This is a genomic window from Phyllobacterium ifriqiyense (assembly GCF_030817885.1).
Taxonomy (GTDB): Bacteria; Pseudomonadota; Alphaproteobacteria; order Rhizobiales; family Rhizobiaceae; genus Phyllobacterium; species Phyllobacterium ifriqiyense.
This window is the reverse complement of sequence record NZ_JAUSZT010000003.1, coordinates 2,116,662-2,143,241: the sequence shown is the minus strand read 5'-3', so window position 1 is coordinate 2,143,241 and position 26,580 is coordinate 2,116,662. Positions and strand designations below refer to the sequence as shown.

The 26,580-nt window shown below is 53.9% G+C and carries 16 protein-coding genes and 1 pseudogene; 6 read left to right on the top strand and 11 right to left on the bottom strand.

Annotated elements, in window-relative coordinates; all coding sequences use genetic code 11:
• Nucleotides 1-150 precede the first annotated feature (150 nt).
• A complete protein-coding gene (locus QFZ34_RS17965) occupies nt 151-1,158 on the top strand; it encodes an endonuclease/exonuclease/phosphatase family protein (RefSeq protein ID WP_307283692.1) in 1,008 nt (335 codons plus the stop codon).
• Nucleotides 1,159-1,194: 36 nt separating this feature from the next.
• Here the strand turns inward: QFZ34_RS17965 and QFZ34_RS17960 are convergent, their stop codons facing one another.
• A complete protein-coding gene (locus tag QFZ34_RS17960) occupies nt 1,195-2,862 on the bottom strand; it encodes an electron transfer flavoprotein-ubiquinone oxidoreductase (RefSeq protein WP_115051919.1) in 1,668 nt (555 codons plus the stop codon).
• A gap of 300 nt (nt 2,863-3,162) precedes the next feature.
• Here QFZ34_RS17960 and QFZ34_RS17955 point away from each other — a divergent pair, with 300 nt between their 5' ends.
• The 3 genes from QFZ34_RS17955 (at nt 3,163) to QFZ34_RS17945 (ending at nt 5,996) form a co-directional block, all read left to right on the top strand.
• The gene (locus QFZ34_RS17955) at nt 3,163-3,756 is read left to right on the top strand and encodes a hypothetical protein (protein ID WP_307283687.1); all 594 of its coding nucleotides are present in this window, start codon (nt 3,163-3,165) and stop codon (nt 3,754-3,756) included.
• A 16-nt stretch (nt 3,757-3,772) separates the two neighbouring features.
• A complete protein-coding gene (locus QFZ34_RS17950; RefSeq protein ID WP_307283684.1) occupies nt 3,773-4,657 on the top strand; it encodes a uracil-DNA glycosylase in 885 nt (294 codons plus the stop codon).
• 91 nt (nt 4,658-4,748) lie between these two features.
• Nucleotides 4,749-5,996 (top strand): MFS transporter, encoded by a 1,248-nt coding sequence (locus QFZ34_RS17945; protein ID WP_115051922.1) that lies wholly within the window; start codon nt 4,749-4,751, stop codon nt 5,994-5,996.
• Between the two features lie 3 nt (nt 5,997-5,999).
• Here QFZ34_RS17945 and QFZ34_RS17940 read toward each other — a convergent pair whose 3' ends face one another.
• The gene (locus QFZ34_RS17940) at nt 6,000-6,923 is read right to left on the bottom strand and encodes a DMT family transporter (protein WP_162802441.1); all 924 of its coding nucleotides are present in this window, start codon (nt 6,921-6,923) and stop codon (nt 6,000-6,002) included.
• Nucleotides 6,924-7,292: 369 nt separating this feature from the next.
• Between QFZ34_RS17940 and pepN the strand changes: the two genes are divergently transcribed.
• Together pepN and QFZ34_RS17930 are read left to right on the top strand one after the other, a co-directional pair.
• Nucleotides 7,293-9,938, top strand: a complete 2,646-nt coding sequence (gene pepN, locus QFZ34_RS17935) for an aminopeptidase N (RefSeq protein WP_307283680.1) — start codon at nt 7,293-7,295, stop codon at nt 9,936-9,938.
• 250 nt (nt 9,939-10,188) lie between these two features.
• Nucleotides 10,189-12,523, top strand: a pseudogene (locus tag QFZ34_RS17930) (PAS domain-containing sensor histidine kinase).
• Nucleotides 12,524-12,533: 10 nt separating this feature from the next.
• On the opposite strand, the gene QFZ34_RS17925 reads toward QFZ34_RS17930, so the two are convergent.
• The 9 genes from QFZ34_RS17925 to ccmI all read right to left on the bottom strand — a co-directional run bounded on the left by QFZ34_RS17925 (nt 12,534) and on the right by ccmI (nt 26,546).
• A complete protein-coding gene (locus QFZ34_RS17925; protein ID WP_307283677.1) occupies nt 12,534-15,509 on the bottom strand; it encodes a bifunctional [glutamine synthetase] adenylyltransferase/[glutamine synthetase]-adenylyl-L-tyrosine phosphorylase in 2,976 nt (991 codons plus the stop codon).
• Nucleotides 15,506-16,903 (bottom strand): sensor histidine kinase, encoded by a 1,398-nt coding sequence (locus QFZ34_RS17920; protein ID WP_307283673.1) that lies wholly within the window; start codon nt 16,901-16,903, stop codon nt 15,506-15,508. Before QFZ34_RS17920 ends, QFZ34_RS17925 begins: the two co-directional genes overlap by 4 nt.
• Entirely contained in the window at nt 16,900-17,604 is a 705-nt protein-coding gene (locus QFZ34_RS17915) for a response regulator transcription factor (protein WP_115051928.1), read from the bottom strand. The genes QFZ34_RS17920 and QFZ34_RS17915 overlap by 4 nt, the downstream gene beginning before the upstream one ends.
• A gap of 128 nt (nt 17,605-17,732) precedes the next feature.
• Nucleotides 17,733-19,268 (bottom strand): Do family serine endopeptidase, encoded by a 1,536-nt coding sequence (locus QFZ34_RS17910; protein WP_307283670.1) that lies wholly within the window; start codon nt 19,266-19,268, stop codon nt 17,733-17,735.
• Between the two features lie 168 nt (nt 19,269-19,436).
• The gene (locus QFZ34_RS17905) at nt 19,437-22,127 is read right to left on the bottom strand and encodes a hypothetical protein (protein WP_307283666.1); all 2,691 of its coding nucleotides are present in this window, start codon (nt 22,125-22,127) and stop codon (nt 19,437-19,439) included.
• 318 nt (nt 22,128-22,445) lie between these two features.
• Nucleotides 22,446-22,928 carry a cytochrome c-type biogenesis protein gene (locus tag QFZ34_RS17900; RefSeq protein ID WP_307283661.1) on the bottom strand — a complete coding sequence of 161 codons (483 nt, stop codon included), beginning with the start codon at nt 22,926-22,928 and terminating at the stop codon, nt 22,446-22,448.
• Complete coding sequence (locus tag QFZ34_RS17895) at nt 22,925-24,943, bottom strand: heme lyase CcmF/NrfE family subunit (protein ID WP_115051935.1); 2,019 nt, start codon at nt 24,941-24,943, stop codon at nt 22,925-22,927. Before QFZ34_RS17895 ends, QFZ34_RS17900 begins: the two co-directional genes overlap by 4 nt.
• The gene (gene ccmE, locus QFZ34_RS17890) at nt 24,940-25,386 is read right to left on the bottom strand and encodes a cytochrome c maturation protein CcmE (RefSeq protein WP_307283657.1); all 447 of its coding nucleotides are present in this window, start codon (nt 25,384-25,386) and stop codon (nt 24,940-24,942) included. The genes QFZ34_RS17895 and ccmE overlap by 4 nt, the downstream gene beginning before the upstream one ends.
• Nucleotides 25,386-26,546, bottom strand: coding sequence for a c-type cytochrome biogenesis protein CcmI (ccmI, locus tag QFZ34_RS17885; protein ID WP_307283654.1), 1,161 nt, complete (start codon nt 26,544-26,546; stop codon nt 25,386-25,388). The genes ccmE and ccmI overlap by 1 nt, the downstream gene beginning before the upstream one ends.
• Nucleotides 26,547-26,580: the final 34 nt, after the last annotated feature.

The following is a 26,580-nucleotide window of genomic DNA, read 5'->3' as shown; positions in this document are numbered from 1 at the left end:
GCCCTCAAAACTACGCGATATTTGGCTGGAAACCCGATGGAGGACAACGAACGCACAGTTGTATAATTTGTGCCGTCAGCGGTGCTCAGGTTGTTATTATCCAACGAAAATCGCATCTTGATTGCGTCGCAATTGCCGGGTTAATGCGGAATGATGATGACGAAGAACAAGCAATCCTGGATCAAGCTCGCAGCCGTATTGATACCGGTTCTGTTTTCCATACCTCTGGTGCTTGGTTTTTTCGGTGCTGCACATCCAGCGCTCGATTCTTTTTCGCATTTTCGTATGCATCTTGCCGTGCTCATGGCTCTGTCTGCATTGCCAGCGCTGTTTCTTCGTCTTTGGCGCGAAGGAATAATGGCAATCGTTTTAAGCATGACTGCCCTGGCTACGGTACTGACACCGCCGACCGCCCCCGGCGCAGAGGCTGCGCCCACGAGCCTGGCGCAGTACAAGCTGCTGCAACTGAATCTGCGCTATGACAATGAGCAGCAGGCGGAGGTTTTCCGGTTGATCGGTAGAGAGTCGCCCGATGTCATTGCCTTGCAGGAGGTTTCCGACAATTGGCGCCCCCGACTTAAAGCCATAGAAGCGCGTTATCCTTATACGTTTTACTGCTCTAATCGCAGCCCAATAGGAGGCGCAGCGATCCTTTCGCGGCGTCCCTTCGCATTGGGCTCAACTCCGATCTGTATTGATAGTCTCGTCGCTATTGCGAGGATCGACTTTGGCGGACGCAGCGCCATAATTGCATCGTTGCATCTGGATTGGCCATGGCCTTTCGCGCAGGACTGGAATGTCGAGGAAATCCGGCCCTATTTCGAAAAACTCGAAGGACCGTTGATTATTTCAGGTGATTTTAATGCCGTACCGTGGAGCCAAACGCTAAAAAACATCACACAATATAGCAAGACACGCATTGCAGAGGGCTTGCGCCCAAGCTGGCTGGTCAACGGAACCCTGGCGCGCGCGGCCAAATGGATTGGCCTGCCGCTGGACCACATACTGGTCTCAGACAGGATTGTCTCGACACAGGTCGAAACTCTTGAACCTGTAGGCTCGGACCACCTGCCGCTTCTGCTGCGCTTTTCAATTGCCGGTGTCGATGACGGCAACGAGCCAGAGCAGCAGACAGTGATGCTTGAAAAGTCTGAGTAGCGGCTTTCAGCATCACCGTAGCGCGTCGTTGCAGTTCTACATATTGGTGTAGACAGGACCCTCGCCACCCTGCGGCGGTACCCAATTGATATTCTGGTTCGGGTCCTTGATATCGCAAGTCTTGCAGTGAACGCAGTTCTGCGCATTGATCACGAATTTCGGGCCGGTTGGTTCCTCAACCCACTCATAAACACCAGCCGGACAATAGCGTGTTGATGGTCCGGCAAAAATATCGTGCTCGGAAGTCTTTTGAAGCGCCATGTTCTTGACGATCAGATGGGCTGGTTCGTTTTCTTCATGATTTGTATTGGAGAGGAATACTGAGGAAAGACGATCAAAAGTCAGGACGCCATCTGGTTTCGGATAGGCAATCGGCTTGTAATTTGCCGCTGGCTCCAGCGATGCCGCATCATTCTTGCCGTGTTTCCAGGTACCAAAAGGCGACCAGCCGCCAAAAATTGTATTGAGCCACATATCGAGACCACCGAGGGCGACGCCGCCAATGGTGCCAAGCTTTGACCACATCGGCTTGACGTTGCGGACACGCTTGAGGTCCTTGCCGATTTCGCTGGTGCGCCAGGCATTTTCGTAAGTAATCAGTTCATCATTGGCCCGGCCCGTCGCCAATGCTTCTGCAACATGTTCTGCGGCAAGCATGCCTGATAGCATTGCATTATGCGAACCCTTGATACGCGGAACATTGACGAACCCGGCGGAGCAACCAAGCAGCGCACCGCCCGGGAAAGATAGCTTCGGTACAGATTGCCAGCCGCCTTCGGTAATCGCACGCGCACCATAGCCAAGACGTTTTCCACCTTCGAAAATACCACGAATGGCTGGGTGGGTTTTGAAACGCTGAAATTCTTCGAATGGCGACAGATAGGGGTTCTTGTAATTGAGATGCATGACAAACCCGACCGCGACCGTGTTGTCCTCCAAATGATAGAGGAACGATCCGCCACCTGTTTTCATGTCAAGCGGCCAGCCGAATGAATGTTGCACAAGTCCAAGTTTGTGCTTTGCAGGATCAATCTGCCAGAGTTCCTTCAAGCCGATACCGTATTTGGCTGGCTCCTTGCCCTCATCGAGCTTGAACTGGTTGATAAGCTGCTTGGCAAGAGAGCCCCGCGCGCCTTCAGCAATAAGCGTGTACTTGCCCAGCAGTTCCATGCCACGCGTATAGGCTGGGCCGTGCGAACCGTCTTTTTCAATACCCATATCGCCCGTCGCAACGCCAATGACAGCACCGCTATCATTGTAGAGCACTTCGGTTGCGGCAAAGCCCGGGTAAATTTCGACGCCGAGCTCCTCGGCCTTTGTGCCAAGCCAACGGCACACATTGCCCAGTGAAACAATGAAATTGCCATGATTGTTCATCAGCGGCGGCATGGCGAAATTCGGTAAACGCACAGAGCCCGCTGGTCCGAGCACAAGAAAATGATCCGCGGTCACAGGCGTCTTGAAGGGATGCCCCTCCTCTTCGCGCCAACCCGGCAAGAGCTTATCGACACCGATCGGATCAACGACAGCACCGGAAAGGATGTGTGCGCCCACCTCGCCGCCCTTTTCAAGGACGACAACTGAAAGCTCGGGGTTGATTTGCTTGAGCCTGATGGCAGCAGAAAGGCCGGAAGGCCCGCCGCCGACGATCACGACATCAAACTCCATGCTCTCGCGCTCTGGAAGTTCAATTGTCTCGCTCATGCATTCCTCCTGCAGTAAATTCCCTTATGCGCCGGTGGCGCGTCGTTTTTTTGATTTGTAGCGCAACAATAACTGTTTGCCACAATGAGTCGCGCCTATCAGATGCGGCCAATTGCCCTCATTCCACGACTAGCCGGCATATTTTTATACTTACTTTAACGTAAACGTCAATATATCTACAGAAGAGGTCGCTCGCTAGTTCCTTACAGCTGTTGCGCCCCCGCTCTTTTCCGTCATAATCCTGCAATCAAATTGCCGACCACGTTGAACGCAATCGCTTGGGAGGGCCGGATGAGGTGGATGAGTCTGCGCTGGCCTTTAAGCCTGATAACCGGTTGCGTTCTGTTTTTCGCGAGCATCGCAGCCCAAGCTGAATCTGGAAAATTGTGGAGTGCAGGCCGCTATACTTTTTCCGATGAAATGGGAGGCTTTACGATTATCGGCGTAAGCGGAAAAGGCACAAGGCAAGACCCGATTATCCTGACCGAAGAGTTTCACTCGACAACGCCCACAGTCCTGATCATTCGAACCGAACAGACCAATCTTAAAGATCCTGCCGAAGATATCGGCATCCTGTTTCACATGCGTGTCGAAGTAACCAATGGCAGTGGTCACCCTTGGGTAGAATTTGGCTTCGAGTTGCAGGAGCAATTGAATGTGCCAAGCGACTATGGCGATGGGCTGTCCTTCTATCAGCCGGGCGACAAGAAGGACGCTATCGACTCATATGGCTATGCAAGTTTCAGCGATGATTTCGAGCCCTATGACCGGATGATATTCCGCGATGGAAAGATTGATCCCGGCGAGAATGCCAGCTTTGGCTTTCCGATAGCCGACTTTACGCCCAAACGTACATTTTATCTTGTGCAGGACCCACGCATTCCCTCCTCTTAAACGTCTTGAGCTTGCAATGCACACTGCAATTTGCGACTTCAAGGATGAGAAGGATTATCCATTGTCGACGTTAAGCGAAATCTTGCACTTTTATGCCGAGGCGGGAGTCGATACTCCGCTGGTCGACACGCCTGTCGACAGGTTTTCGCAGGTTGATACCAAGCGGGCACAGACTCAGCAGGCTCCTGTTGCCACTCGCTCAAATGCGCCCTCACCCGCCGGCTTAAAACCGCCCATCGATGCAAGCGCCTCCGCACCATCAACGCTCAGCAAGGCATCCGTGCCCGATGATGCCAAGATTGCCATGGCCCGGCAGATGGCGGCGAACGCGACGACATTGGAGGAACTGCGCGAACAGCTGGCAGCATTTGATGGTTGTAATCTTAAATTTACAGCAAAGAATCTGGTCTTTGCCGATGGCAATCCGCAAGCGGCGATCATGTTTGTCGGTGAAGCGCCGGGCCGCGAAGAAGATCTGGAGGGCATACCCTTCATTGGCCGCTCAGGCCAGTTGCTCGACCGCATGTTGGCTGCAATCGGTCTCGACAGGCAAAGCGTATATATCGCCAATACAATTCCATGGCGTCCGCCCGGAAACAGAACGCCAACGCCTTTGGAAACTGAAATTTGCCGCCCCTTTTTCGAGCGGCAAATCGAGCTGGCAAATCCGAAATTACTTGTGGCGCTCGGTGGTCCTGCGGCAAAGGCATTGACCAATGCTCCTGAGGGCATTTTACGCCTTCGTGGAAATTGGAAAACCCATTTGACAGGGTCAGGAAATCAAATTCCCGTCATGCCAACGCTCCACCCGGCCTATCTGCTGCGCAATTCAGCGCAGAAAAAGTTTGCTTGGCGGGATTTCCTCAGCGTCAAATTACGGCTACGTGCCCTTACCGATTAAAACCTGCCGCAAAACCGGAGATGCAGTGTCGTAATTTCCGGCGCACCAAGCTGTGCTGCGCGATAAGGTTCATTGTAATCAGGATAACATCATGTTTCGCCAGCTCTTGCCCATCACGGCATTATTGACCAGCACGTTCTTGATGCTGACAGCAGGGGGGCTGGCAGGCATTCTTCTGCCGCTGCGTGCCGGCATGGAGGGCTGGTCGCCCACGACAATCGGTTGGATGGGCACGGGCTATGCGCTTGCCTTCACCGGTGGGTGTATCGTTGTGCCGCGCCTTGTGCGGCGCGTCGGCCATGTCAGGGTTTTTGCGGTACTATTGACGTTGCTGGGCATGTCTATGCTGATGCATGGGCTGATCATGGACCCATGGGCCTGGACATTATTTCGGGCACTGGCTGGTTTTTCGCTGGCCGGAAGCTACATGGTCATCGAAAGCTGGCTCAATGAGCGCGTGACAAACGCCACACGCGGCATGGTTTTTTCCATCTATATGATCGTATCCATGCTGGGGTTGCTGGTGGGTCAATATATCCTGCCCTTCGGAAATCCCGCTACCCATGTGCTTTTTATGGTCGGTGCGCTGATCTACGCAGCAGCGCTTGTCCCCACGGGCCTATCCAATGCACAGTCCCCTCGTCCACTAACGCAAGTTTCGCTTGATCTGCCCGGTCTTTACCGAAAATCTCCGGCTGCCATGGTCGGCTCCTTGCTTGCTGGCATCATTGCCGGGGCTTGGAACTTTCTTTCGGCGGTCTATGGCCGGGATATCGGCCTTTCCACATTCGGCATAGCAACCATGATCGCAAGTTCGATGATCGGTGGCGCATTGTTCCAATATCCGATTGGCCGGATATCTGACTTCGTTGACCGGCGTTATGTCATGGTTGTGGCGGGAATTGGCGGCGTGCTGATCTCAATTACGATGATCCTTGTCCAACCCAACACCCCATGGGTGATCTACACGCTGATGTTTGCATTCGGGACCGTGCTATTTCCGATCTATTCGCTCAACGTCGCCCATGCCAATGACTTTGCCGAGCCGAGCGAATTCGTAAAGATTTCGAGCGGACTGCTGATCGTTTATGGCATTGGCAGCATGATCGGCCCGCAAATTGCCGGCCGCCTTATGGATATGAACGGTCCATCCGGCTTCTTCGTCACCATGGCAATCACCTATGCTGCCTATGGCGGCTATGCGTTCTGGCGCAGTTTGCGCCGTGCTCCGCAAGCTCCTTCCGAGCGCCCGGACTTTGCCATAGGCGCCCATGACAGACCGCAAACGCCAGAAACATTCAACCTTCATCCACTTAGTGAAGGCGTTCCTGACGAATGACACTCAACCCTGTGGCGTCGATGCCTTTTTGGCCCGGGCGCGCGCAAGCCCAAGACGATGCTCGCGGTAGATGATGAAAATACCAGCGCCGATGACGATCGTTGCGCCGATGATCATTTCCCAAGTGGGAATATCGCCGAACAGAAGATACCCAATGGCAAGGCCGAGCAGCATTGATGTATATTCGAACGGCGCAATGGCCGACATATCCGCATGGCGGTAGCTCTCGGTCAAAAGGATCTGCGCAACGCCACCGGCAATTCCCGCCATGATAAGATAAGTTGCCTGCAAGCCAGTAGGCCACACCCAGCCGAATGGAAAGCTAACCAAAGCAATCAGGCTCGAAGCGATTGAAAAATAGACAACAATAGTTGGCGTTCGCTCTGTCTGTACCAGCTTTCGCACCAGCAACATGGCGATAGCCGCGAGCCCCGCCCCACCCAAAGTTGCCAAGGCACCTATGGCTTGATCCCCGCCAAACTCGCTTTCCCCGGTAAAGAACGACATGCGCGGCCAAAGAATAATGAGTACGCCAATGAGACCGACACCAACCGCCGACCAGCGATAAAGGCGCACTGTTTCTTTCAAAAAGATCGCGCTGCACACGACTGTCAGAAGCGGCGTCGCGTAGCTGATGGCAATTGCTTCCGGCAGGGGCAATTTTGTCAGACCGTAAAAGCTCAAACTCATGGCACTCACGCCGACAAAGCCACGCCAAAAATGGCTGAAAGGCTCTTTGGTTTTGAACGCCACAGCAAGTTGCCCCTGCCAGGCGATGAAGGCGATGACCGGAAAGATTGCAAAGAAGGAGCGAAAGAAGACAAGCTGCCCCGCGGGAATACCATCGGAGGCTTTAAGAAGGCTCGACATGCCCACGAAGACGCATACTGATGCGATCTTCAGGCCGATTCCGAGCATGACATTCATTGTGCGAACGGTGGTGTTCGCATTGAGCGGTTCACCTTCTTTAGGGTGAACTATCGTGGACACAGTGGAATAATCCTTGGGAGCTGGAGCATTTGTAGCGAGGGTATGGAAATTTAACTGATATATCTTTAGGACGGTTTCCAAGGCGGCGCCAGACAAAAACCAATCACGTTGCGTTTTTGCGCCATATATCGGGTGAACATCCGCATTTGTTGTGCGCGATGCAAAACACGGTTAGGGTCCGCCGCAATGAAACGGTCTGTTTCTTCATTGAAGCCCCAGTGCCGTTCCATCTTTTTATTATACGCAACTCCGGACGGAAAACCGGTTCCCACTTTTCCTGGAATTGCTTTTGAAGGACAGTTATCTATGCGTACCGATACCGGCCAGGTTTTTCATCTGGAAGACTATAAGCCAACCGATTTTCTTATTCCTGAGACACATCTCGATTTTCGTCTGCACCCGGAGCGGACAATCGTTAAGTCCACGCTGAAAATCGAGCGCAGGGAAGGCGTCGCACTTGATACGCCGCTCATTTTGGATGGCGACGAGTTAAAGCTCGAATCCATTTGCATCGATGGCGTGGCGTTAGGCGATAATACCTATGTGGTTACACCCGATCGACTGGAAATTCGCGGACTGCCTGAGGCCGAAACTTTTACGCTGGAAATTACAACCGAAATCAACCCAACTGCCAATCGGCAGCTTACCGGGCTTTATCGTTCAAGCAATGTCTACTGCACGCAATGCGAAGCAGAAGGCTTCCGTCGCATTACCTATTATCTGGACCGGCCTGATCTGCTTTCAGTCTACACTGTTCGCGTCGAAGCCGAGACAAGCGCAGCTCCACTGCTGCTGTCCAACGGCAATCCGGGTGAAAAAGGCACGCTTGACGACGGCCGCCATTTCGCCATCTGGCACGATCCGCATCCAAAGCCGGCCTATCTCTTCGCTCTCGTTGCGGGTGACCTTGGCGTTATAACCGACACATTCACCACAGCGTCCGGACGACCAGTCAATCTTGGCATTTATGTTGAGCATGGCAAGGAAAGCCGTGCGCTTTATGCCATGGATGCGCTGAAGCGTTCCATGGCATGGGACGAGGAAAAATTCGGGCGTGAATATGATCTCGACGTGTTCAACATTGTTGCCGTTTCGGATTTCAATATGGGCGCAATGGAGAACAAGGGACTTAACGTCTTCAACGATAAATATGTTCTTGCCGAGCCGGACACTGCGACCGACGTCGATTATGCCGGTATTGAAGCTGTCATCGCCCATGAATATTTCCACAATTGGACAGGAAACAGAATCACTTGCCGCGACTGGTTCCAGCTTTGCCTCAAGGAAGGGCTGACCGTCTATCGCGATCATGAATTCTCTGCGGATATGCGCTCGCGCGCCGTTAAACGTATTGCCGAAGTCAAAGGCCTGAAGGCCCATCAGTTTCCCGAAGATGCAGGTCCCCTCGCCCATCCGGTGCGCCCGCGCCAGTTCCGCGAGATCAATAATTTCTACACGTCCACTGTCTATGAAAAAGGCTCGGAAGTCGTACGAATGATCCGTACAATCCTTGGTGCAGAGACTTTCCGTAAAGGCATGGATCTATATTTCGAACGCCATGACGGCGATGCGGCCACCATCGAAGACTTTATCAAGGTATTTGAAGACGCTTCGGGGGAAGATTTGAGCCAGTTCGCGCTCTGGTATGATCAGGCGGGAACACCAAATCTTGCAATCACCTATGATTACGATCAGGCAACCAAGACTTTCGAGATTGAGATAGAACAATCTTTAAAGCCAACACCCGGTCAGCCCTCCAAGAAACCAATGCACATTCCAATCCAATTTGGACTGTTGGGCACCAAGGGCCGCGAGATCCGGCCACGCGCAACAAAGGGCGGATTGGTCAAGGACGATGTTATTCATCTACGCAAGCGCAAAGAGCGCTTTACCTTTTCCGGGATTACAGAGCGTCCTGTTCCCTCGCTGCTGCGCGGTTTTTCCGCACCTGTGACGATGACCAGCGAGCTGACACGTTCTGATCTTGCCTTCCTGGCTCGCAATGACCGCGATGAGGTGACGCGTTGGCAGGCTCTGACGCAACTGCTCAATTCCAAGCTCACCAGCAATTCGAAACGCGTTCGAGGCGGTAAGCCAGCGACTATTGAAAGCTCATCGATCCGGCTTCTGGGGGAACTGGCCTTTAATAATGCCTTGGACGAAGCCTTCCGTGCCCTGTGTCTCAATGTTCCTTCCGAAAGCGATATTGCGCGCGAGCTTGGCGCCAATATTGATCCGGAAGCCATTTTGGGCAGTCGCGATGCACTTATTCTTGCCGTGGCTGAAGCCCATGGGGAGAAGTTTGAACAGCTTTATAATGAGCTGGAACATCACGGCGCGTTCAATCCGGATGCGGCAGGTGCGGGTCGCCGTTCCTTGCGCAATGTCCTGCTGGATTATTTAAGTGTTGCCGATGGTAACCCGAAGCGTGCATCCAAACAGTTTAAACAAGCAAACAATATGACTGACCGCGCTGCGGCGCTCAACGTTCTCGTCCAGCGCTTTGGCACAAGCACTGCGACCAACGACGCTTTGCAAGCCTTTGAAGCGCGATATGGAAATGATGCGCTGGTGATGGATAAGTGGTTTGTTGTGCAGGCTATGCAACCGGGTGAAAGCGCGCTCGGCAAAGTCAATGAACTGATGAAGCACCAGCTCTTTTCGCTCGACAACCCTAACCGCACACGCTCGCTGATCGGCGCATTTTCGAGCGGTAACCAGACAGGGTTCAACCGTGCAGATGGCAAAGGCTACCAGTTTTTTGCAGAGACAATCCTGACAATCGACAAGAAAAATGCCCAGCTTGCAGCCCGGCTTTTGACTGCGATGCGTTCATGGCGGTCCTTCGAACCGGAACGCCGCGAACACGCTCGGGAAGCCCTCGCCAGCATCGCCTCTGTTGCCGGTCTTTCGACGGATGTGCGCGATATTGTCGAGCGCACGCTGGCCTAAACGGTTGCGAAAAACTTATCCACCGGCCCACCACCTTATTCCCTCTGGACAATCTCCGGAGGGAATTTGAGTCTTATCAAAGGCTTATAAGCTCTTCTTTTGATTGTGATTCCGGCTGCCACAAGTGTTGATAAATATTTAACAAAGGGACTAGACACGCGGAATCAGTTTTGATTCACTACGGGTGCTTCGAATGTGCGGCGTGTCGAAGCAAATCACTGAATATAAAGGCAAATGAGGGGGCCATTCGATGGCAAATGCGGACGCGTATCGCGCGCCGACGGGGAAGAATTATGCCGGAAGCAAGTCTGGGGTGCAGTCCTCGAACAAGCTTTCAGGGCACATAAAACTTCTCGCTGACCCTGCCTATGGTAAGCTCCTTGCAGCTGAGCCCTATCTGCGCCGCGCCATTCCACCGCTCATTATTATTTTTCTTGTTGTACTTGCGATCGTCCGTTCCATGTCATTGCTGGCGTGGCGTGACGATGCGGAGCGCACGGCTCGCGCAACATTGTCAATTGCCGCCAGCCATGTGGCCAGTGTCATCGATAACCGGATAAACAAGGGCGAGACGCTCAGCACGGGCGACCTGCAGAATATACTGAGCGATATGCGTACCAACGACCTTATTCCAGATGGAATGTGGTTTGCCATCGCGACGCCGGAAGCCAATATCGTTGCCGCTTCGGACGGCGGCGACCACTGGCGTAACAGGAACCTTGAAACATTCATAACAGAAGGGCAGCCGCTCTTCCTCTTTGGGGCAAGAGCGGGCGTCATGCCGGTGAAGGTTGAAGGCACGCCCTCCCCTCGCCGCCTTTTCACGCTCCGGAAACAATGCCTATTCCGTTTTGGCTGCGCATCCTGTTGAAGCGATTTTCGCCGAATGGCGCAGCACTGTTTCCATGAATGTCACCATGTTTGCAGGCACGGCAACCATCATGCTGATCGTGCTCTACGCATATTTCAGCCAATCGGCACGGGCACAGGACGCCGACGCGCTTTATCAACACGCGCAAGCGCGGGTCGACACGGCGCTTGCACGCGGACGCAGCGGCTTGTGGGACTGGGATATGGCGCGAGGGCGCGTGTACTGGTCGCGCTCCATGTATGAGATGCTGGGCTATGAGGCCTATGATTCCATTCTGTCGCTCGGAGACATTTCGGCAATCATTCACCCGGACGATGACAAGCTCTACAGCGTCGCGGCACAGGTCGCAGCGGCGGAAATTACCCAGATGGACCGGGTTTTCCGCATGCGGCATGCAGAGGGTCACTGGGTCTGGATGCGCGTTCGCGCTCAGGTTGCCGATACTGACAATCTCGGTGATCTTCATCTGGTGGGCGTAGCTGTCGATGTCAGCGAACAGCACCGCTTTGTTCAGGCAACTGCCCAAGCGGATCAACGCATTCGCGAAGCAATTGAAAGCATCTCCGAAACCTTCGTGCTGTGGGATGCCGAAAACCGGCTTGTCATGTCGAACGGCAAGTTCAATGAATATTCAGGTCTCGCCAATGAATGCCTCTTGCCTGGTATCAGCCGAGAGGAACTGGAACCCCGTATTCGCGCCGTCGCATCTGAAAAGCGTATGGCGAATGAACATGGCCGTAATGGCGCGCTTACCTATGAGCGGCAACTTGCGGATGGGCGCTGGCTGCAGGTCAATGAGCGCCGCACGCAGGATGGGGGACTGGTTTCCGTCGGCACCGATATTACTCAGCTGAAGGTCCATGAAGAGCGCTTGATCGACAGCGAACGACGTTTGATGGCCACGATCCACGATTTAAGCCTTGCGCGTAAATCGGAAGTGGAACGCACGCTGGAACTGACCGAACTCAACAGCAAATATGCCGTGGAGAAGGAACGGGCCGAGGCTGCCAACCGCGCGAAATCCGAATTTCTCGCCAATATGTCTCACGAACTTCGCACCCCGCTGAATGCCATTATCGGTTTCTCCGAAATCATGCATACGGGAACATTTGGAGCGCTGGGATCAGACCGCTATGTCGAATATGTTCAGGATATCCACACCAGCGGCAATTATCTGCTAAACGTCATCAACGATATTCTGGATATGTCGAAGATCGAAGCCGGGCACTTTACACTCGACCGTGAGGAAATCGATCTCTGCCCGCTTATCCGCGAGACGGTACGCGTTGTTTCACTGCAAGCGCAGGCAAAAAATGTGAAGGTGGAGACACGCATCGACGAATGCGTCACACTTGATGCTGACCGCCGCGCCATCAAGCAAATCCTGATCAACCTGCTCTCCAATGCGGTGAAATTCACCAGCACGGGCGGGCGCATCTCCGTGCGCGCCCGCAAGGTTTCCGGGGCACTGGTTTTAACCATTGAGGATACAGGTTGCGGTATTCCGAAATCCGCCATGAAGAAGATCGGCCAGCCGTTCGAGCAGGTGGAAAACCAATTCACCAAATCCCATGCAGGCTCTGGACTCGGCCTCGCCATTTCGCGCTCGCTGACACAGTTGCATGGCGGCGCGCTGAAAATCCGCTCACAGGAAGGCGTCGGAACAATTGTGTCCGTGCGTATACCAACGCGTAATATTGCCGAGGCAGCGTAAGACGAAGACGCTAAACCTGCCTGGATCGCTTACGCGCTTCACCCATAATGCCATCAAAAATCTTCCGTACCGATTTTGCACTGTCTTGCAACTGGCTTTCCAAGCGCTGCAAATCCGGCAGATCGCAGGATCGGCAAAGCTGCTCCACCAGTCCTGGCGGAAAGTCTTCACGCCTCACATCACCATTCAGGCAAAGGCGAATGAGTTGGGTCACACCCGTATAGAGATTTGCCGCTTCAATCAGAGTGTCGACAGTTGCAGGCTCAGCCAAAGCCGGGCTGATCTTGCCCAGCACCTCCGCAGTCGACTGCGCGATGACCGGGCCATTTACATTGCCGGTCAGTACAGCAAATTGCGCGATAAATTCCAGATCGATAATACCACCTGGAACCAGCTTCAAATCCCAGTCATCACGGGGCGGCTTTTCTGCTTCGACCATCGCGCGCATCTCTGCAACATCCTTGGCGATTTTAGAGCTATCGCGGGGAAGTGCCAAAATTTCCGAAATGTCTTTTTCGATCTCGGTGAAAAAAGCGGGATCACCAGCAACAGGGCGCGCTCGGCTAAGAGCCATATGTTCCCAGGTCCATGCTTCGGTCCGCTGATATTTGCGGAACGAGTCTATGTGAGTGGCAACGGGGCCCTTATTGCCAGACGGTCGCAGGCGGAAATCAACTTCGTAAAGAACGCCCTCGGCCGTTGGAGCAGATAATGCGGCAATCAAACGTTGCGTCAGCCGCATATAATATTGCGACGATGCCAGGGGCTTTGCACCATCTGATTCATCGGCATCCACATCATGATCGTAAAGGAGAATGAGATCTATATCGGAGCCTGCGGTCAATTCGCGGCTGCCAAGCTTGCCCATGCCCAGAATGGCGATGCGTCCGCCGCCGATCTCGCCATGTTTGATTTTGAACTCGTCAATCACGGCGTGGAGCGCGCTATCAATAACCAGATCAGCCAGATCGGAAAAAGCTTTGCCCGCACGTGCGCCGTCGATGGCACCAGTGAGCAATCTTATTCCGATCAGAAAACGATGTTCTGCTGCAAAGATGCGCAGCCTGTCCAGTACATCCTCATAGACCTTTGAAGGGCCGAGAAAACTCGTCAATCGTTCCGCAAGATAGGCTCGCGTCGGAACATCGGCAAAAATCGCGGGATCAAGCATGCCGTCGAAAATATGCGGCTTACGCGTGATGATATCCGCCAGCCGGGGTGCAGCGCCCATGATCAGAACCAGCAGATCGAGCAAGCGTGGATTGGATTGAAGCAGGCTGAAGAGCTGGATGCCGGCTGGCAACCCCTTGATCATTTCGTCAAAACGCATCAGCGCTTCGTCAGCACGGCTCGTTGCCCCAAATGCCTTGAGCAAGACCGGTGTCAGCTCGGTCAGCCTCTCCCGTGACTCTGCTGACTGCGTGGCACGATAGCGTCCGAAATGCCATGTGCGGATGACACGGCAAATATCGCTTGGCCGCTCAAAGCCGAAATTGGCCAAGGTTTCCAGAGTGTCTGGATCGTCGACATCACCGGTAAACACAAGATTTCCGGCCTCCCCGGCCAAATCCTGCGCCTGCTCAAACAAAGCTGCATAATGCGTTTCGACAGTTTTCAGAGTTTTTCGAAAGTCTTCAGTAAATGTGTCCGTATCCCGGTAGCCCATCATATAGGCGACGCGCCGGAAGTTTTCGTCATCTTCGGGCAATATATGCGTCTGTTCGTCGGCGATCATTTGGATGCGATGCTCGACATCGCGAAGGAAGCCATATTTCTGTGCCAGCGTGTCGCGTGCTTCAGCATTGATCCAGCCCAAGCCCTGCAATGCGCCAAGCATAGCCACAGTGCTCGAGCCTCGAAGCTGAGGAAATCGCCCGCCCGCAATTAATTGTTGGGTTTGCACGAAAAACTCGATCTCACGTATACCGCCGCGACCAAGCTTCACATTGTGACCGCGCACCGCGACTTCGCCATGACCCTTATGGGCATGGATCTGCCGTTTGATAGAATGAACATCGGCAATGGCAGCGTAATCGAGATATTTGCGCCAGACATAAGGAGCAAGTTCCGCCAGGACCTGCTTGCCAGCCTCAATATCTCCGGCCACAGGGCGCGCTTTGATCATGGCGGCTCGTTCCCAATTCTGGCCCCGCCCCTCATAATAATTCAGCGCTGCACCAACAGGGATAGCCAGCGGCGTTGAACCTGGATCGGGTCGCAGCCGCAAATCGGTGCGGAAGACATAGCCGTCTGCAGTGCGATCCTGCAGGATCCGCACCAGCCGCCGCGTCAAGCGTGAGAAAGTTTCGACACATTCATAAGGGTCGGTAATTGCGGGGCTTTGCTCGTCGATGAAAACGATCAGATCAATGTCAGACGAATAATTCAGCTCGAATGCGCCAAATTTGCCCATAGCCAGAATGATCCAGCCACAATTTTTATCTGGATGTTGAACATCCGGCAGCTTTAGCTTGCCCGCATTATGCGCGTCTCGCAAAAGAAAGCGCACTGCGGCTTCGACACAAGCTTGGGCCAGTTGAGAAAGAAAAAGTGTCGTGTCTTTGGTGTCAGACTGACCAGACAGATCACCCAAAGCGATTAAAAGGTGCCCCTCAAGCTTCTTTTGACGAAGAGCCGTCATGATTGACGTTTCGGTAGCATTTTCTACTTCGGTGACCCTCGCAATTTCCTGCATGAGTTCCTGCAGGCGAACATCGAGTGGACGATCGAAAAGCGGGTCAATTATTGCTGGCAAGCGCAAAAGAGCGTTGCGCAAATAGGGCGAGAGATCGAGGACCGATGATAAAAAAGCCGCTGCTTTCTTGTTTTTCTTTAAAGCAGAGGCGGCCTTACATGTTTTTTCATCGGCACTTTCCACAAACTCCAGTAGAAATGCTGCAGCCTGCTTTTTGTCGAGTGGCGCCAGTTCACGAAGTTTTCTATCAAAGAACGGCTCTTCAGCAGTGCCCGCATCTTTCAAAATCATCCATTATCCCCTCCCGTTGGAAACGCCAGCACCGCACGCAGGCCCGGCGCATTGTCGTGCAGTTCCAATGTACCACCGTGCAATTTCATAACCGCCTTGGCAAGGCTTAGTCCAAGTCCCGAGCCCGGTTGAGAGCGGCTTTCCTCCAGGCGCACAAACCGCTCTGTAGCGCGTTCAACCTGATCTGGGGGAATGCCCGGACCATTATCGCTCACGACAATCGCGATCCCCCGATCGTGCTTTTCGACCGAGAGCCTCACTTCGACCGGCTTATCTCCGGTCGCATATTTGATGGCGTTGTCCACAAGGTTTGAAATCGTCTGCCCGATAAGCTCACGATTGGCTTTGACCGGCGTTGCGTCCATCGCACCGAGAGACAAGGTAATTCCTGCCTCTTCGGCCAGCGGCTCGTAAAGCTCAAAAACGTCTTCTACGATCACTGACAGCGGCAAAGGCTCCATCGTCTCGCTGGAGTAACCGGACTCAAGACGCGATATCATCAAAATGGCATTGAATGTGCGGATCAGAAGATCGGAGTCCGCTATCATGTCCTCAATAGCAGCGCGATAGGCCTTTGTGGTTTTCGCGTTGGAAAGAGCCGATTCAGCACGGTTTCGCATTCGCGTCAGCGGCGTCTTCAGGTCATGGGCGATATTATCGGAGACATGCCGGACGCCTTCATTCAATTCCTGTATGCGCGCCAGCATTCCATTGAGATTTTCGGACAGGCGGTCAAATTCGTCTCCCGAACCATTGACCGGAAGCCGCCCCGCGAGATCGCCGCCCATGATGCGTTGGGAAGCGACCGAAACTTCATCTATCCGGTGCAGCGCGCGCCGGCCAACAAAGAACCAGATCAGGCATGCGCCTATGCCCATCGTACCCAGCGCGGCGAAAAGCGCCCGTCTTACCACAAGGCGCACTTGCTCCGGCTCGCCGAGATCACGCCCCACCATAACGCGAATTCCGTTCGGCAATACAATGACGCGAGCTATTGCCGTGTGCGTTTGCGGGTCAGTGCCCTCAGTATAGCGCTCGTAACTTATGGGGCGCGATATCCAGCCATCGGTTTGCAAGACGCCAACTTCGATACTTTGCACATTGCCGGCAACAATGCGTCCTGCCGGATCCGCCACGAGATAGAGAAAAGCACCCGGCTGACGGCCCCGACGATCAATCGCGCGTACGAGACTGGCTATACCGCCCCGCTGATAGGCTCGCCCAATCCCTTCGACCTCCTCATTAATTGCTGTTTCCGTTTGACTGGTAAGCAGCTTCACAGAGGAGCTGGTCATATAGAAAACCAGCCCAAGGGCGCAGATTGTAAAGAGTAGAAGGTAGAGTGCCGACAGCCTCACCGCTGTCATTTTCAGCATGGAGCGAAAGCGGCTCATCCATGACTTCCGGCTGTAGCTTCAGTGAGGCTGGCTTTTAACATATACCCGGCTCCACGAACCGTGTGCAGCAAGGGCGTGTCGAATCCTTTTTCGATCTTGCCACGCAAGCGCGACACATGAACATCGATCACATTGGTCTGGGGATCGAAATGATAATCCCAAACATGCTCAAGCAACATCGTGCGGGTGACAACCTGACCGGAATTGCGCATGAGATATTCCAGCAGACGAAACTCGCGCGGTTGCAAAATAATAGTCTGCCCTGCCCTTTTTGCCGTATGCGATAGTCTGTCCAGTTCAAGATCACCGACGCGATAGACAGTCTCGGCTTCCTTTGGGCTGGAGCGCCGCTGCAGGACTTCAATTCGGGCAAGCAATTCCGAAAAAGCATAGGGCTTGGTGAGATAGTCATCTCCGCCCGCCCGCAAGCCCGTGACGCGATCATCAACCTGTCCCAAAGCGGAAAGGATCAGCGCTGGCGTATCGTTTCCCTGGGCGCGCAGTGCGGCCACCACGGAAAGCCCATCGCGGCGCGGCAGCATGCGGTCAACGACAAGAGCATCATACGCCCCCTGTTCGGCGAGCGCATAGCCTGTCTCTCCGTCACCTGCAATATCAGCGGAATGTCCGGCCTCGTTGAAGGCCTTTTCCAAATAGCGGGCAGCTTCGCGATCATCTTCAATAACGAGTATTTTCATGATCTTACTCTAATCGGATTGCTTCGATGAAACCAGAAAGAAAAGGGGCAACAGGTTGAAGAGACCTGTTGCCCATGCGTCAGCGCTTACGGGTGGGGTCCAGCGCCGCAGCATTTCCTTCCCACCTGTCAGCCTTGGCTGATAGGTAGGGCGACGAACCGCGATTGGTCCTTTGTCTGCACTTGCAAAAGCACAGCTTTACGGCCGCTTTTCGTGGCATCTGCGACTGCCGCATCTATATCGCCGCCGCTCTTGACCGGCTGGTTGTTGACTGAGACGATAATGTCGCCTGTGCTGATACCCTTGTCTGCAGCGTCGCCCTGACGATCAACATCCGTGACAACAACACCCTGGCCGTCATCGGCGGGCATGACAGTCAGGCCATAGTCATCAAGAGCGGATGACTTTTGCTCGTCTTCCTGCTGTGGTGTTGCCGAAGCAAGCTTCTCATCACCGGGCATTTCCTTGATCGACACTTTGACGGACTTGGCCTCGCCCTTATGCCAGACGGTCAGATCAACATCCTTGCCAGGCACGACAGCCGCAATCTTTTTCGCCAGATCGCGCGGATCACTGACCTTGTCGCCATTGACAGCCGTGATCACGTCACCGGCCACGATACCGGCTTTTGCCGCAGGGCCGTTCGCTTGCGGATCAGCAACGAGCGCTCCCTTCTCTTCGGCAAGACCAAGAGATTCGGCGATTTCCTTGCTGACGGGCTGAATCTGTACGCCAATCCAGCCGCGCGAGACTGTACCGTTCTTGATCAGTTGATCTACGACCTGCTTTGCAGTCTGTGCAGGGATAGCAAAGGCAATGCCCACGCTGCCACCAGAAGGTGAGAAAATAGCTGTATTGATACCCACCACTTCACCATTCAGGTTGAAAGCCGGGCCACCAGAATTCCCTTTATTAACCGCCGCATCAATCTGCAGGAAGTCATCATAAGGTCCAGCGCCAATATCGCGGCCACGAGCCGAGACGATACCCGCTGTTACAGTTCCGCCGAGACCGAACGGATTACCCACTGCAACAACCCATTCGCCAACGCGAACTTTGTTGTCATCGCCGAAATTGACATAGGTGAACTTGCGCTTGTCATCGACCTTAAGCACGGCCAGATCGGTCCTCTTGTCCTTACCTATCAGCTTCGCATCAAGCTCGGTGCCGTCATCAAGGACGACACTATAGGCAGAGCCGTCTTCAACGACGTGATTATTGGTGACGAGATAGCCATCTTCGGAAATGAAGAAACCGGATCCCTGCGCTGTTGGGCGGACTCGTTCAGGGCGATTCTGGTCACGCGGGGATTTGCGTGGCTCCATGCCGCGACGACCATCTTGGTCTTGGCCGCCAAATTCGTAAAAGAAGCGCTTGAGCGGGTGGTCATCCGGGAGTTGATCCATGCCCGGGAAACCATTGCCATTATCGGCAGTTTCCTTCACGGCGCTCTTCACCCGAACACTGACAACTGCGGGGCTGACCTTTTCGACGACGTCAGCAAAACCGGGCTGCTGGGCAGTTTCAACACGAACTGCTTCGGCCTGCGCCGGGACAATAGCGCTGAGCGGACCCGTCGCCAAAAAGCCACCGACTAATGCCGACGACAGTAGGGCCGCGGCAATACCCTTACGGTAACGGGAAGATTTGATATTGTTAGACATCGGGATGTTCTCCTTAGGCAATGCGATCGGCTAATGATCGTTCGTACCATCAGTGATACATATAAGAAGGTTACCCCACCATTTCCGCAACATGACAAATATTTAAGGTTTGCCCGGTGGAAACGCCGGTCCGTGCCCTTAGTCGGTGCTTTATATAGCGCAAAGCCTCTAGCTGTTTTGGTTCACAGCAAGAAGTAACTGCCACAAATCATGGACAGTTATATTTCGTCTACCCTCGGCTGCCGTCAACCGGGTGCCCTGATCTTTGACCGTACCTTCGGCTGTCACCAGCCGATCACCCTGGCTTTTGACAACACCGTCAATCGCCTTCAAGCCGCCAAGCATTGTCACCGGCTGCGCAATGTCCTTGCCAGTGGCATCCTTGCCAAGGCTCGTCAGACCGAAGTCGGGCAGAACAAGCTTGCCATCCTTATCCAGCGTCGTGCCTTCTCCAAGTGCTTTGGCAACAGACTGCCCGACCTTCGTCGCAGCCGTGTTGATCGACCCCTGAACCGTCGCATCCGAAAGGCCCGCAAGCTTCGTCGTTGCTGCATCCGCACCAACCTTGGCCGCATCCGCCGTCGTCTTTACTGTCGCAAGATTGCCGGTGACTGTCTTGACTGACTGGTCAACCGTGTCACCAAGCTTCTTTGCAGAAGCGTCAATGCTCTTTTGAACCGTATCATCCGAAAGACCGGCAAGCTTCGTCGTTGCTGCATCCGCGCCGACCTTGGCTGCATCCGCAGTCATCTTTGCTTCGGTAGCTTTCTCTACAACCTTGTTAAACTGACCCTTGTTCACCGCATCCGTATCGGCAGTACCTTCCGCAACATTGCTGATTTTCGTACCGTTGCTGCCCTTGAGCTGAAGCTTGGTATAGTCAACAGTTTCATTGCCAGCCGCATCCTTGGAGACGCTATATTGCACTGCGCTATTACCAAGCCGGTTAATGCCGTCATAGGCAGCATTGAGTTGGCTGCCGTTAACAGCATCCGTGCTGGTCGCGCTCACCTGCCCCGGTGCAACATTGATGATCTGGCGTTTGACATCTGCTTTACCAACACTGACAACGGCCGTTGCTTTGGTGCTGTCAAATGCGTAGTCCTTGCCGTTCAATGTAACGCTATCCACCTTATGCACATCTTCGGTTTCCGCATTTGAGCCCAGCGCAACACTGTTCTTCTTGCTCGCTTTGGACGAAGCACCAACTGCAATGGCGTATTCCTCTGATGCTTGCGAACTAGTACCAATGGCAATTGCTTTAAAGTTATTTGCCCCAGACGTATCGCCGATAGCTATAGAAGATTCGCCGTCAGACTTTGCTTGGGGGCCTATCGCCGTGCTCTTTTTCTTTGTCGATTTCGCTTCCCAGCCTATTGCAGTCGATGCCTCTTCCGTTGCCTTTGTGTCAGTACCAATGGCAGTTGCTCTCAGTTGATTTGCCTCAGATGAAGCGCCTATAGCTACAGAATATTCGCCGTCAGAGTTTGCTTTTTTACCAATCGCCGTGCTATTTTTAGCAGTCGCAGACGTAGACGCCGCCCAGCCTATTGCAGTCGATCCCCAACCCAATGCCTTTGAGCCAGAACCAATGGCACCTGCATTATAACCTGCAGCCTCAGATGCATTGCCGAGAGCTAGAGAATAATTGCCGCTCGACTTTGCACCAGGACCAAAGGCACCTGCATTCAAACCTTGAGCCTCAGATGCATTGCCGATAGCTATAGCAGAATCTTTGCTTGCTTTTGCAGCCCAACCTAATGCCGAACTGTTAAGTCCACTTGCATCACTCCCTGAACCAAAAGCAGAACCACCTACACCAGCATTTGAATTCGGGCCCACTGCAGTGCCGCCAGCGCCCGCCGCCTTGGCGTTGTCGCCGATAGCTATTGCGGGTGCAGTGATTGTCGTTACTGTAGGCGCAGCAGCACCTGCTACTGCGGGTACAGCGGCACCTGTTGCTGCGGGCGCAGTGGCACCCGTTGTTGTGGGCGTAGAAGTAGCTGCTGCGGGCGCAGTGGCATCTACTGCTGCGGGCACAACAACCGTCGTTGTGCCACCTTTTGCCCCTGCATTAGTGCCGATGGCGATGTCGCCAAGAACGGTCGTGCTCGTGGTCGCTGGCTGACTGTTTGCATCGGTGTTGATCTTGATCTGCGGAAAGCGAGTTTCCGGAATAGCCGAAAGTGCGATTGGCTTGGGAAACCGTATGGAATTGCCCATGCCAGCCACCTGTGGTGTAACAAATTCTTCAGTTGTTGGAACGCCGAGCACCACCGTTTTTGGCACACCACCACTCGGAAATATGGTACCGATTGGAAAAACCGTACCGACAGGGAAACGAAGAGGAAAAGACGTATCACTCGCTGCCATGACAACAGGTCCTTTAAAGAAAGTGCCTTTGTAAAACTCCCCCAGCGATGCAGGGAAAAAGTAATCTTTATCGAGTGGCACGTTAAGCGGCACAACTACGCCATCAGCCTTAACCACGCCGTTTGGCGAAGTAACAACTGTCCCTTTGAGTGCAGTGAACGATAAACCTGAGTGATTTATGGCTTGCGCCTCAAAACCAAAGCCATTTTCTAGCCTGACAAACCCCGCCGGCACACCGGCCACGCCCACAGCCGGAGAAGAGGCAGTTACGGATTGAGCCAGCACGGGCGAAGCCAGAGAGACAACCAGCGCAGCCGCCATCATCCCCAAACCCTTGCGGCGCTTGAAGCCCAGCACCATGCAAGCAAGACGCAGGATAGCATTGAGACGGCGACGGGCGGAACGGCTCTCAGCCGAACCGGCGAGCCAATTACCGGCAAAACGAGCAGGCATGCTGGAGGAAACAGGTGCTTTGACTTTGGTCATATCAATCTCGCTCAAAAATAATATAGCAAATACTGAGGTAAATATCGGATATGCTTACAGAAATACGTTCACAGATGTTTATTACTGTGATGGATCAATAAAATTTAAATGCGGGAATATTTTTTACTTGGAAAGGCTAATGTGCCAGACCGGAACTTAATCATTGCCGCGATTATCAACGGCTGATTAACGTGTAAACAAGCAAAATACAAGAGTAAAAACTAGTTTTCAGTGTGTTAAATTCTGTTTTATGGAAAAATTTTATTATACTTTAGTATAGTAAACCCATACTAAAGTATAATACCTTGTCGCAATTTGTTAATTATCGAGCGTTCCGACCAGTTTTTTGAGTTGCTGTTTTTCAACGTCGGAAAGAGGTCCCGATTCTATTGAAACAGTGCGGCGGCGCCTCGCCGAAACGACAAGAGCCAAAGCACCGATGAGCAAAGCGCCTATTGGAAAACCCCAGAGCACGACCGTGCTTAATCGCAGCCGGGGCTTGAGCAAGACGAATTCGCCATAGCGGGCGACGAGAAAATCCAGCACCTGCTGGTCAGTATCGCCAGCCATAAGCCGCTCGCGCACCAGGACGCGCAGATCGCGGGCAAGATCCGCATTGGAATCGTCAATGGATTCATTCTGGCAGACCATGCAGCGCACCTGCGCAGAAATGGTGCGGGCACGTTTTTCAAGGACCGGGCTTGTCAGCATCTCGTCGGGGGAAAGCGCAAATGCGCTACTTGCGCCGAAACAAAGCAGCAGGACAAGGAAAGTTGCAATTGCGTTGCGGGTGCGGCTCATTGGGACACGCGGTTTTTTGCGGGGGCAACGCGGATTTTTGCGGATTGCATCAGAGCTGCTTTACCCTTGGCGGGTGCACCGACACGCAACCGGCGGTCAAGCAAAGACAGGCAGCCGCCCGCCATCATGAACACGGTTCCAAGCCAGATCAATGTTACCAGCGGCTTCCACCATATCCGCACGACGATGCCACCATCGGCAGCCGCATCACCCAGAGCCACGTAAAGCTGGCTGAAGGCGAAGGTGCGGATACCGGCCTCGGTTGTCTGCATATTGCGAACAGGGAAGAAACGCTTGGCCGCCATGAGCGACGTTACCGGCTGTCCCTCATCGCTCAAAACGGTAAACCGGCCTTGCTCTTCGCTGAAATTGGAACCTTTGAAGGGCTCGATTTGATCGAAACGCAGCGTATAGCCGCCCGCCCGGATGCTTTCACCCGGTTTCATGACCAGAACGCTTTCGGTTGCGAAGGTGGTGGTTGCAACAATGCCCAGCAAAGTGACGCCAAGACCGAGATGAGCAAACGCGGTGCCGAAAACCGAGCGTGGCAGGCCAATGAGGCGCTGAAATGCGACTTTCAAAGAGGCTTTTCCGATACCGGCTTTCAGCGCAAGGTCTGTGAGCGCGCCGAGCATGAGCCACACGGCAAGCCCTATGCCGAAAGCCGCCAGAACGCCGGACGCCGAAGTTTGGTAAAGCACGGCAGCGACAACCAGCAAAGCACCGAGGAAAGCAGTCATGAGGCGCTGTGCCACGGCCAGGAGATCGCCGCGCTTCCACGCCATAAGCGGCCCGAACGGCACGGCGGCCAAAAGCGGGATCATCAGCGGGCCAAAGGTGAGATTGAAAAAGGGCGCGCCGACCGAGATTTTTTCGCCCGTCAGAAACTCGAGCAGAAGTGGGTAAAGCGTGCCGATCAGAACGGTCGCTGCAGCCGTGGTCAAAAACAGATTGTTGAGAACCAACGCACCTTCACGCGAAATCGGCTGAAACAGGCCGCCGGGTGCCAGACTTTGGGCACGCCACGCAAAGAGCGCCAAGGACCCGCCGATAAAGATAACAAGTATGGCAAGGATGAAAAGGCCGCGACCGGGATCGGTGGCGAATGTATGAACTGAAGTCAGTACGCCGGAGCGGACGAGGAATGTTCCCAGTAGTGATAAAGAGAATGTGAGGATTGCAAGCAGCACAGTCCAGATTTTCAGCGCCGAGCGCTTTTCCATGACCAGCGCAGAATGCAGCAAAGCGGTGCCTGCGAGCCAAGGCATGAAGGACGCATTTTCAACCGGGTCCCAGAACCACCAGCCGCCCCAACCCAGCTCATAATAGGCCCAGTAAGAGCCCATAGCGATGCCGCCTGTCAGGAATGTCCAGGCCACGAGCGTCCACGGACGGACCCAGCGCGCCCAGGCCGCATCTATCCGGCCATCAATCAGCGCAGCAACCGCAAAGGAAAAGCACACGGAGAATCCGACATAGCCCAGATAGAGTAGCGGCGGATGAATGGCGAGACCGATATCCTGCAGGATCGGGTTAAGATCACGTCCTTCGACCGGTGCCGGGTTAAGGCGCGCAAAGGGGTTTGACGTGGCGATAATAAAGGTAAGAAATGCAGTGCCAACCCAAGCCTGAACCCCAAGCACATTGGCTTTCAGCGATGGCGGCAGATTATTGCCAAAGAAGGCGACGAGCGCGGTGAAGAAGCTCAGGATCAAAACCCAGAGCAGCATTGAACCTTCGTGATTGCCCCACACGCCGGTAAATTTGTAAAGCAGTGGCTTTTGCGAATGTGAATTCTCAAACACATTCTGAACGGAGAAATCGGAAAGCACATTGGCGCTTGTCAAGGCCGCAAACGAAATCGCGACAAGGGCAAGTACAGTGAAGGCGGCGGGAACGGCAACTGCCATCATCTGGTCGTCATTGCGACGCGCGCCCAGTATCGGCAGCACGGATTGAACGATGGATAAAGCCAGAGCGAGTACCAGCGCGAAATGTCCAAGTTCGACAATCATGGCTTCTTGCCCTCTTCCTGCCAGACACCTTTGGCCTTCAGGCTATCGGCAACTTCCTTGGGCATATAGTTTTCATCATGTTTTGCCAGCACGCTGTCGGCGATAAATTTGCCCGTGGGTGAAAAGCCACCCTCGATAACAACGCCTTGATCTTCGCGAAAAAGATCCGGCAATATGCCTTCATAGGTGACGGGAATGCTTTTTATCTTATCAGTAACTGAAAAGCTGATCTTGGTTCCCTCGCCGCGAACCACTGTTCCTTTTTCAACCAACCCGCCAAGCCGGAATCGCGATTGCGACTGAATGTCGGAAGCTTGAATATCGGAAGGCATGCGGAAGAATGCGATTTTCTGTTGCAGAGCAAAGAGTACTAGCGCAGCCGCCAACCCCAAAACGGCCAAACCGCCACCAATGACCGTCAGTCTTTTTTGCTTGCGCGTCATCAATCGTTCTCCGGCTCGTAAGCTAAACCGAGATCATCCGCCACGGCATCAAGACGGGCCATCTTTTCAGCGCTCAACGCTTTTTTGGCACGATCCAACGCTTCAATGGCATCATTAGGCCGGTTAAGAACGACATAGGATCGCACGAGCTTCTCCCAGCCCTCAACATCGTCCGGAGCTTTTTCCAGTTTCGCAGCGAGGCTGGTAACCATGCCTTCGATCATTGTCGCACGGCTTTCGCTGTCGGCATTCATCATTGCCTGCACCTGAGCCGCATCCGGCGCGGTCTTGTCGACATCGCTGACATCTGGCGCATCACCATTGATCTCGGTGTCCAGCCTGGTCAACGCTGCTTGCGCCTGATCGCGCCATGGTACATCAAGTGGCGCCTCCACCAGCAGCTTGCGGATGAGATCACGCGCTTCGGTCAGGCGGCCTTGCTGCATCCACCCATCAATGATGTAGAATTGCGGGCGCATGTCTTTTGGATCCAGCGCCAATGCCTTGTTGAATGCTTCTTCGGCGCGAACCGTGATTTTACCGCCTGCTTCCGCGACCAGCGCCTGGCCCAGACCAAGCTGCCGCGCGGCGCTGTCGCCATTCAAGCGTATTGCATTTTGATACGCGGCAACTGCATTTGCAGGGCGGCCCATGCGCGTATAAATCGGCGCGAGGACCTCCCAGCCCTGACCGTCATCAGGGTTCAGTTTCAAATGCGCTTCTGCACGGGCAACCAGCTCGTCAGGCGTGCTTTGAGCGGCAGGGCGCGCAAGCCTTTCCGCCAGTGGCTGGCCGGGCAGATCCGGATTACCCGTACTTGCATAGACAGCCCATGAAATCAGGGGAATTGCGATGACCGTTATAAGTGTCATCCACTCACGGGTGGCGCTCTTGGCTGGGCGAACCACCTGTCCGTCTATTGCGGCGGCCTTGGCGGATTTCAGAAGCCGGCGCCCGATTTCCGCACGTGCCTGTTCGCCTGCAACTGGATCGATCAAGCCACGCTTTTCGTCAGCGTCTAGTTCACGCAATTGGTCTCGATAGACCTCAACATCATATTGATTGTCCGACACTGAAGCCGTGGTGCGCCGTGTTAACGGCAAAAGCACCAGCAACGTTGCGACAACGGTCAGAAATGCAGCGGAAATCCAGAAAATCATGCGTGAGACATAGACTCTCGCTTATCCAAAATCC

Excerpts from the sequence above, each read along its gene's own strand:
- QFZ34_RS17965 (WP_307283692.1), top strand. The coding sequence starts at position 151 with ATGATGATGACGAAGAACAAGCAATCCTGGATCAAGCTCGCAGCCGTA.
- QFZ34_RS17960 (WP_115051919.1), bottom strand. The coding sequence starts at position 2,862 with ATGAGCGAGACAATTGAACTTCCAGAGCGCGAGAGCATGGAGTTTGAT.
- QFZ34_RS17955 (WP_307283687.1), top strand. The coding sequence starts at position 3,163 with ATGAGTCTGCGCTGGCCTTTAAGCCTGATAACCGGTTGCGTTCTGTTT.
- QFZ34_RS17950 (WP_307283684.1), top strand. The coding sequence starts at position 3,773 with ATGCACACTGCAATTTGCGACTTCAAGGATGAGAAGGATTATCCATTG.
- QFZ34_RS17945 (WP_115051922.1), top strand. The coding sequence starts at position 4,749 with ATGTTTCGCCAGCTCTTGCCCATCACGGCATTATTGACCAGCACGTTC.
- QFZ34_RS17940 (WP_162802441.1), bottom strand. The coding sequence starts at position 6,923 with ATGAATGTCATGCTCGGAATCGGCCTGAAGATCGCATCAGTATGCGTC.
- pepN (WP_307283680.1), top strand. The coding sequence starts at position 7,293 with ATGCGTACCGATACCGGCCAGGTTTTTCATCTGGAAGACTATAAGCCA.
- QFZ34_RS17925 (WP_307283677.1), bottom strand. The coding sequence starts at position 15,509 with ATGATTTTGAAAGATGCGGGCACTGCTGAAGAGCCGTTCTTTGATAGA.
- QFZ34_RS17920 (WP_307283673.1), bottom strand. The coding sequence starts at position 16,903 with ATGAGCCGCTTTCGCTCCATGCTGAAAATGACAGCGGTGAGGCTGTCG.
- QFZ34_RS17915 (WP_115051928.1), bottom strand. The coding sequence starts at position 17,604 with ATGAAAATACTCGTTATTGAAGATGATCGCGAAGCTGCCCGCTATTTG.
- QFZ34_RS17910 (WP_307283670.1), bottom strand. The coding sequence starts at position 19,268 with ATGTCTAACAATATCAAATCTTCCCGTTACCGTAAGGGTATTGCCGCG.
- QFZ34_RS17905 (WP_307283666.1), bottom strand. The coding sequence starts at position 22,127 with ATGACCAAAGTCAAAGCACCTGTTTCCTCCAGCATGCCTGCTCGTTTT.
- QFZ34_RS17900 (WP_307283661.1), bottom strand. The coding sequence starts at position 22,928 with ATGAGCCGCACCCGCAACGCAATTGCAACTTTCCTTGTCCTGCTGCTT.
- QFZ34_RS17895 (WP_115051935.1), bottom strand. The coding sequence starts at position 24,943 with ATGATTGTCGAACTTGGACATTTCGCGCTGGTACTCGCTCTGGCTTTA.
- ccmE (WP_307283657.1), bottom strand. The coding sequence starts at position 25,386 with ATGACGCGCAAGCAAAAAAGACTGACGGTCATTGGTGGCGGTTTGGCC.
- ccmI (WP_307283654.1), bottom strand. The coding sequence starts at position 26,546 with ATGATTTTCTGGATTTCCGCTGCATTTCTGACCGTTGTCGCAACGTTG.